Source organism: Actinomadura sp. B10D3 (genome assembly GCF_039871695.1).
Taxonomy (GTDB): Bacteria; Actinomycetota; Actinomycetes; order Streptosporangiales; family Streptosporangiaceae; genus Spirillospora; species Spirillospora madurae.
Map to the genome: position 1 here is coordinate 61498 of NZ_JBDPLY010000022.1, position 7599 is coordinate 69096.

General features: G+C 74.9%; 6 protein-coding genes. 4 read left to right on the forward strand and 2 right to left on the reverse strand.

Annotation, left to right across the window (positions count from 1 at the left end; translation table 11 throughout):
* Positions 1–105: 105 nt before the first annotated feature.
* The gene (locus ABGB11_RS28495) at positions 106–936 is read right to left on the reverse strand and encodes an NAD(P)-dependent oxidoreductase (RefSeq protein WP_347637632.1); all 831 of its coding nucleotides are present in this window, start codon (positions 934–936) and stop codon (positions 106–108) included.
* Between the two features lie 78 nt (positions 937–1014).
* Positions 1015–2832 (reverse strand): BTAD domain-containing putative transcriptional regulator, encoded by a 1818-nt coding sequence (locus ABGB11_RS28500; RefSeq protein WP_347637634.1) that lies wholly within the window; start codon positions 2830–2832, stop codon positions 1015–1017.
* A gap of 257 nt (positions 2833–3089) precedes the next feature.
* Between ABGB11_RS28500 and ABGB11_RS28505 the strand changes: the two genes are divergently transcribed.
* The 4 genes from ABGB11_RS28505 (at position 3090) to ABGB11_RS28520 (ending at position 7522) form a co-directional block, all read left to right on the forward strand.
* Complete coding sequence (locus ABGB11_RS28505; protein ID WP_347637636.1) at positions 3090–4082, forward strand: LuxR C-terminal-related transcriptional regulator; 993 nt, start codon at positions 3090–3092, stop codon at positions 4080–4082.
* 203 nt (positions 4083–4285) lie between these two features.
* Positions 4286–6094 carry an AMP-binding protein gene (locus ABGB11_RS28510; protein WP_347637638.1) on the forward strand — a complete coding sequence of 603 codons (1809 nt, stop codon included), beginning with the start codon at positions 4286–4288 and terminating at the stop codon, positions 6092–6094.
* Between the two features lie 147 nt (positions 6095–6241).
* Entirely contained in the window at positions 6242–7252 is a 1011-nt protein-coding gene (gene sbnA, locus ABGB11_RS28515; RefSeq protein WP_347637640.1) for a 2,3-diaminopropionate biosynthesis protein SbnA, read from the forward strand.
* A gap of 51 nt (positions 7253–7303) precedes the next feature.
* A complete protein-coding gene (locus ABGB11_RS28520; RefSeq protein ID WP_347637641.1) occupies positions 7304–7522 on the forward strand; it encodes an MbtH family NRPS accessory protein in 219 nt (72 codons plus the stop codon).
* The last annotated feature ends 77 nt before the right edge of the window (positions 7523–7599 follow it).

The following is a 7599-nucleotide window of genomic DNA, read 5'->3' on the forward strand; positions in this document are numbered from 1 at the left end:
TCACTGCCAGCCTGTGTTCCGGCCGCATGGCGGGGGGCAGTCGATCATTTTTCCTCCTCGTTCTCTCGGATGGCGGGACGCGGGGGAGGGTTCGGGGCACGGTGGTCAATCCCACCGGTCGCAGGGAGTGATCTCGTCGGCGAGCAGGTGCCGGACGGACTCGGCGACCGCGACCTCCTCGCCGCGGGGCTCGCCGGTGTGCACGCCGACACCGATGGCCACCCGGCCGTCCTCGACGGCGGCGCGGAGGGCCTCCGCGTCCACGACGCCGCCGGCGGCCGGATAGACCATCCGAGCCGTGGGGCGGACCCGGTTCAGCGCCACGCGGCCGATGAGGCCGGGAGCCCGGGAGTGGACGCTGATGAAGTCCGCGGATTCCAGCAGGTCCTCCAGCGGCAGCAGCGTGATGTGCGGCCGGGCGGTGCGATGGTGCTCCGGATCGGGGTCCCAGCCGAGGATCCGCATCCCGAACGCGCGCATGCGCTCGGCGACCATCGCCCCGCAGGCGCCGAGGCCGACGACCCCGAGCACCCCGCCCTCCAGCCGCACGTCCGGCGGGGCGTGCCGGGCCGCCGACACCAGCAGGTCCACGGTGAGCTCGGTGAGGCTGACGGTGCGCGCGGTGCGGGTGCTGACGACCATGACGCCGGCGCGGGCGGTCGCCGTCACGTCCACGCCGCCGAGGCCCGGCCCGACGTTGGCGACGACCTTCAGCCGCCCGCCGGCCGCGACGACGCCGGCGTCCACCCGGGTCTCGCGGTGCACGACCAGCGCGCTGGCCTCGGCGACGGCGGCCACCAGCGCGCCGCGGTCGGTGCCGTCGCAGCGCCTGACGTCGAGGCCTGCGGAGAGCACCTCGATGGCGGCGGGGGAGATCTCCTCGGCGACCAGGACGACCGGGCGCGCGGAGGCGGGTCTTGGCGAGGGGAGTCTCACAGGAGCCCAGAATGATGGGCGCGGCTATATTTTTCCTTCAACGGCCGCCATGCTGGCGCCGTGGCTCCCGCCGTCGCGTCAGGCCGTGAGGGCGAGGTCGACGCGCCGGATCGCCGCGGCCCGCAGGCGCGGTGTCTCCTCGGTGAGGGCCCGCTCCCTGGCGACGGCGCGCACCAGCGGATGGAAGCGGTAGGTGTCGGGCCGCTCGGCGGGCACCTCCAGCAGGTAGGCGCCGACCAGTTCCTCGACCTGCGCCCGTGTCTCGGTGAGGGGGCGGTCCAGCAGCACCGCCGCGATCCAGAAGGAGAACTCCGGCGCGCTCAGCAGCGACAGCAGCCGCAGCGCCCGCCGCAGGTCGGCGGGCAGCCGCCGGTAGCCGAGCGTCAGCGTGGCCTGGACGTCGAGGTCGGCGACCCGCAGCTCGTCGAGCAGCCGGTGCGGGTCGGCGAGCCGGTCGGCCAGCCGCGACAGGGGCCAGTGCGGGTGCCCGACGAGGCGCGCGCCGCACGCGCGGACCGCCAGCGGCAGGTACCCGCAGCGCTCGGCGATCTGGGCCAGTGCCCGCGGTTCGGCCGCCGCGCGCTCCGGGGAGGTGTGTCGGGTGAGCAGCTCGACCCCCTCGGCGGGATCGAACGGCTGCAGCGAGATGCGGTCGGCGCCCTCCAGCGCCGCCAGCCGGGTGCGGCCGGTCAGCAGCACGCCGCAGCCGGGGACGCCGGGCAGCAGCGGCCTGATCTGCCGCTCGCCGGCCGCGTCGTCCAGCACGATGAGGACCCGGCGGCCGGTGAGCCGGTCGCGGTAGCACCGGGTCAGCTCCTCGGCGCCGCGCGGGAGGTCCGCGGCGGGCGCGCCGAGCGTGCGCAGCAGCCGGGTCAGCGCCTCCGCGGCCTCGAGGGGCCGCGAGCTGCCCTGGAGGTCGACGTGGATCTGCCCGTCCGGATAGGCGTCGGCGACCCGGTGCGCGACGCGCAGTGCGAGCGCGGTCTTCCCGACGCCTCCCATCCCGGTGATCGCGCACACCCGGGGCTCGCCCGCGTCGCCGAGCAGGGCCCGGGCGCGGTCGACCGCCGCGTCCCGCCCGGTGAAGTCCGCGGGCGGTGCCGGCAGCCGGGCGACCTGGGGCGCCGGAGCCGGCCGCGACGTACTCGCGCTCGGCGCCAGCAGGGTGTGCCGGTCGGACAGGATCGCCTGATGCAGGTCCTGGAGCTCGGCAGAGGGGTCGATGCCCAGCTCCTCGGCGAGGAACCGCCGGTAGTCCTGGAAGGAGCCGAGGGCGTCGGCGTTGCGGCCGCACCGGTAGAGGGCGAGCATCAGCTGGGCGCGGGGCCGCTCCCGCAGGGGGTGGGCGGTCACCGCCGCGGTCAGCTCCGGTACGAGGCCCGCGTGCCGGCCGAGGGCGAGGTCGGCCTCGACCCGGTCCTCCAGGACGGCCAGCCGCGCCTCCTCGAGCCTGGGGCGCTCCAGGTCGGCGAGAACGTCGGTGACGCCGGTCAGGGCCTCGCCCCGCCACAGCGCCAGCGCGCCCGACAGCGACCGGGCGGCCGCCTCGACGCGCCGCTCGGCGAGGGCCGCGCGGCCCTCGGCCGCGAGCCCCTCGAACCTGGCCAGGTCCACGTCGGCGTGCTCGATGTGCAGCCGGTACCCGGGCCGGTGCCGGTCCACGACCGCGCCGTCGCCGAGCAGGCCGCGAAGCCGGGAGGCGTAGGTCTGGATCTGGGCCTGGGCGGTGGCCGGCGGCGCGTCCTCCCACAACAGCTCGACGAGCGTCTGGTCGGAGACCACCCGGCCGCGCGCGAGGACCAGCGCGGTGAGGAAGGTGCGCAGCTTCGATCCGCGCAGCTCGACCCGGTCGGCATTGTCCCAGAGTTCGACAGGGCCGAGAATCCGCACCCGCATGAACCCCTCCCTCAGCATCGTCGTTGATTACGGAGCGTGAAAGCGAGCGTGCTCGCGGTCGGCTGCGGGACGGGGGTCGGACCGCTCGGATAAAAGCGTGCGGGAAGCTCCCCCGTGCCGTCACTGTGCGCTACTGGCAGCTTCATGCAGTGGCAGGGTCTGTCCTACTGCGGTCACGGACCCCGCGCCGCTTCGCGGCCGTCGAACTCCGATGCATAATCCGAAACGGAGACTTGATCAAGACTGGGGGAGTCTGGATGCTCCATGGGCTCGGGCTTGGCTCCGACGCCGAGGCGCTGTACCGAATGATGATCAGGTATCCGCGGGCTCCGACCGGGGAACTGGCGCGGCGGCTGGCGTGGCCGGAGCCGCGGGTGAGCGAGGCGCGCGGCCAGCTCGTCGCACTCGCGCTGGTGCGCCACTCCTGGGAGGAGCCGGGGGAGTACCGCGTCGTCAGTCCCGAGCTGGGCCTCGAGGCGCTGCTCACCCGCCAGGAGGCCGAGGTGCGCGAGTACCAGCGGCGCATCGCCGACAGCCGCGCCGCGGTGGCGAGCCTGCTGGACGAGTACGGTGAGCTGCGCGGGCGCGGTGAGGGGCTGGAGGCCGAGCGGCTGGTCGGGCTCGACGCCGTCCGGTCGCGCATCGAGGAACTGGCCCACCGCTGCGAGTCGGAGGTCCTGGGGTTCGCGGCCGGCGGGCCGCAGACGAGCGACAACAGGATGGCGAGCTGGCCGCTGGACCGGGCGGTCCTGGACCGGCGGGTGCGGATGCGCACGGTGTACCTGGACAGCATCGCCGCCGATCCGCCGAGCATGGCCTACGCGCACCGGCTCGTGAGCGCGGGGGCCGAGGTGCGGACCGTGGCGGCCCTGCCGCTGCGCCTGGCCCTGTACGACCGGCACACCGCCCTGGTCCCGATCGACCCCGACGACAGCGGTGCCGGGGCGGTTCTGCTGCGCGGCGCCGGGGTGCTGACCGCGCTGTGTGCGCTGTTCGACCGCGTATGGGAGAGCGCTTCCCCGCTCGGCGAGGAGCGCAACCGCGACGACGACGGGCTGCTGGCGCAGGAGCGCGCGGTGCTGCGGCTCCTGGCGCGGGGCTACACCGACGAGGCGGTCGCGCGCAGGCTCGGCGTGTCGGTGCGGACCGGCCGCCGCATCACGGCCGGCGTGATGCGCCGGCTCGAGGCGCGCAGCCGGTTCGAGGCCGGTGTCAAGGCTGTCGAGCGGGGTTGGCTGAAGGCGCTGTGAGCAGGCCCGGGGCGACCGGGACGTGCCGGTGGCCCGCACGGCCCGCGGGTCCGGCGGCGGTGGCAGCATGTTGCCGCCGCAGGGTCATGCACCGGGGACGGGCTCCGATTGGACCGGGATTTAACGGACAATTGCGATAATTCACTGGACTGCGGCAATGGGGGCCTTTGCCGCGCAGGTCGAACCACGGGGTGAGCTGACGCGTGTCTGGAACGGGGACCGAGGACGGGAAAGACGGGACGAAGCACGACGCGGACCATCCGGCGCCGCCGCGGCCGCCCGGGGGACTGGCGGAGCGGATCGGCGAACACGCGGCCCGGGCGCCGTCGCGCGTCGCGGTCCTGGAGGCGGGCGGCGCCCGCGGGCTCACCTACGCGGAGCTCCACGCCGTCGCCACGGCCAGAGCCGCCTGGCTGAGCGGCCACTGCTCCCCCGGCGACCGGGTGCTGCTCGTCTACTCGGCCGGAAGCGAGCTGCTGAAGAGCCTGCTGGGCTGCCTGTACGCGGGGATGACCGCGGTGACCGCGCCGGTGCCCGGTCCGCCGTGGCACCGGGCGAGCGCGACCGGCAGGGCGCTGGACGCCGAGCCGCGCGTGGTGCTGACCGACATCCGCGACCTCATGGCGGTGGCGGACTGGATGGGACAGGACGGCCTGCCCCGCATGTCCCTGCTCACCACCGACCTCGCCGACCCGGACGTCCCGGCCGCGCTCGGGGCGCCGCCGGTCGAGCCGCCCGCACCGGACTCGGTCGCGCTGCTCAGGTACGTCCCGCGGCCCGTGGCGGGCGCGGAGCGCCTCACCCACACCCATGGCGACGTCGCCCGCCATCTCGAGCTCACCGGCCGGGCCCTGGGCCTGGCCGAGGGAGTGCGGTCGGGTGCCTGGCCGCCGCCCCGGCCGGGCACGGAAGACCTGAAGCAGGTCCTTGCCGCGCTGTACGCCGGCGGAACCGCGATCACCTTGCCGCCGGGGGAGCCGCTTCCCCCGCGCCGCTGGCTGGAGCTCGTCGACCGGCACCGCATCGAGGTGACCGGGGCGCCCGCGCGCTTCTACGACGAGTGCGTGCGCGGCGTGCCGCCGGAGTCCGTCCGCCGGCTCGACCTGTCGCACTGGCGGCGGGCGCTGATCGAAGCCGACCATGCGGCCGAGGGAGCCCCGGCACGGTTCGCCGCCCGGTTCGCCGACGCCGGCTTCCGGCCCGAGGCGTTCACGGCCTGCTACTCGCCCGAGTCGTGGACGACCCTCGTCTCGGCCTCTCCGGCCATCACCGACGCCGACGTCCGATCGCTGGAGCGCGGCGTCCTCAAGCCGCTGCGCTCCCGCGCGCTCGGCACCGGGACCGGGGCCCCGGCGGGTCCCGACGCGGTGCCCCTGGTCGGGCTGGAGGTGCCGCCGGACGTGCCGGTGGGCGTCGTCGACCCCGGTACCGGCGAGGCGGTCCCGGACCTGCGCGTCGGGGAGGTCGAGATGTCGGGCGCGGGCGGCCGCACCCGCGAGCGCACCGGCGACCTCGGCGTCCGTCACGGCGGCCGGGTGTACCTCGTCGGCCGCCGCGACGAGACCCTGGCCGCCTACGGGCGCACCGTGTACCCCGGCTTCGTCGAGCGCTGGATGCGGGGGCTGCACCGCGCGTTCGACGGCGCGATCGGCGGCGTCTTCACGGTGCCGGCGCTGCGCGACGAACTCGTCGTCGCGCACGAGATCCGGCAGGACGGCGACGAAAAGTTCTGCCTGTCCTCGCTCGCCCGGACCATCCGGGACGCCCTGGGGCGCCGCTCCGGTGTGCGCGCCGGCAGCGTGGTGCTGCTCCCGGCGGGGGAGGCGCCGCGCAGGGCGGGCGGCGGGGTCGACCGCGCCCTGCTGCGCGACCTGTTCATGGCGGACGCGCTGCAGTCGCTGCACGAGGAGCTCGATCAGGAGGTCCGGCGGCGCTACCGGCGCGAGCCCCCGATCCGTCCGGTCCGGCTGATCCGGTCCCGCGCGCCCCGGCCGGCCGGGGCCGCGACGTAGTGGCGGTATAGCCCAAATATTGGCACCTCCGCGACAGTGGATTCATCCGGGGCGAAGCGACGGCTCCGGAAACGCCGAATCCGGGCGCCGCCCGGCGGCGCGCATCGGGGAAAAGGGGAGACTGTGCCGGGAAAGCTCGTAAGGGGTGTGCTCGAGAGCATCGGTGACACGCCACTCGTCGAGCTGGAAAGGCTTCTTCCGGATCTCCCCATCCGGGTGTTCGGCAAGATGGAGCGGTTCAACCCGGGCGGGAGCATCAAGGACCGGACCGCGCTGGCGATGCTCCGCGACAGGATCCGCGACGGCGGGCTGCAGGCCGGCCGGTCGGTGGTCGTGGAGTCGACGTCGGGCAACCTCGGCGTCGGGCTCGCGCAGGTCTGCCTCTACCACGGCCTGCGCCTGATCTGCGTGGTGGACGTCCGGACCACCGCCCGCAACCACGCCGCGATGCGGGCGCTCGGCGCCGAGGTGGAGGTCGTGACCCGGCCCGACCCCGAGACCGGGGAGTTCCTGCCGGTGCGGTTGCGCCGCGTCCGGGAACTGGCCGAGACGCTGCCGCACGCCTACTGGCCGAACCAGTACGCCAACCCGCTGAACCCGGGCGCGCACGAGCAGACCATGCGGGAGATCGACCAGGCCTTGGACGGCCGGGTCGACTACCTCTTCTGCCCGGTCAGCACGTTCGGGACGCTGCGCGGTTGCGCCGACTACGTGCGCGAGCGCGGGCTGGGCACCACGGTCGTGGCCGTCGACGCCGTGGGCAGCGCCATCTTCGGCGGCACCCCCGCGCCCCGCCTCATCCCGGGGCACGGCGCCTCGGTCCGCCCGGCGCTGGCCGACCCCGCCGCGGCCGACGACGTCGTGCACGTCACCGACCTGGAATGCGTGGCCGCCTGCCGCCGGCTGGTCCGCCGGGAGGCGGTGCTGGCGGGCGGCTCGTCCGGCGCCGCAGTCGCCGCCCTGGAGAAGCTGGCGGGCACCGTCCCGCGCGGGGCGCGCTGCGTCCTGATCTTTCCGGACGGCGGCGACCGCTACCTCGACAGCATCTATTCCGACGCGTGGGTCCTCGAGCATTTCGGCGAGGTTTCACATCTGTGGAAGGAGCCCGGAGAGACCACACCCGAAATGGCGGGGGACAGCTCCGGGACCGCTATCTGAGTGCCGCCGGGAAAACGGCGGCCCAGCTTTATCCGTGAAGGGAACGTGCACATGGCCGAAGAGCAGACCGACACGCGCCCGTACCGCGTCGTCCTCAACGACGAGGAGCAGTACTCGATCTGGTGGGCGGACCGCGAGCTCCCCGCGGGGTGGCGGGCCGAGGGAACCGAGGGCACCCGCGAGGAGTGCCTGGAGCATATCGGCACCGTCTGGACCGACATGCGCCCCCTGAGCCTGCGCCGCCGCATGGAACAGGAGGCCGCGGGCTGACCGCCCGCCCCTTCCGCGCCGCCCCGTAGCCCTGTCCGCTCGGCGCCCGACCCCGGGCGCCCGTTCCGCCGTGCCCG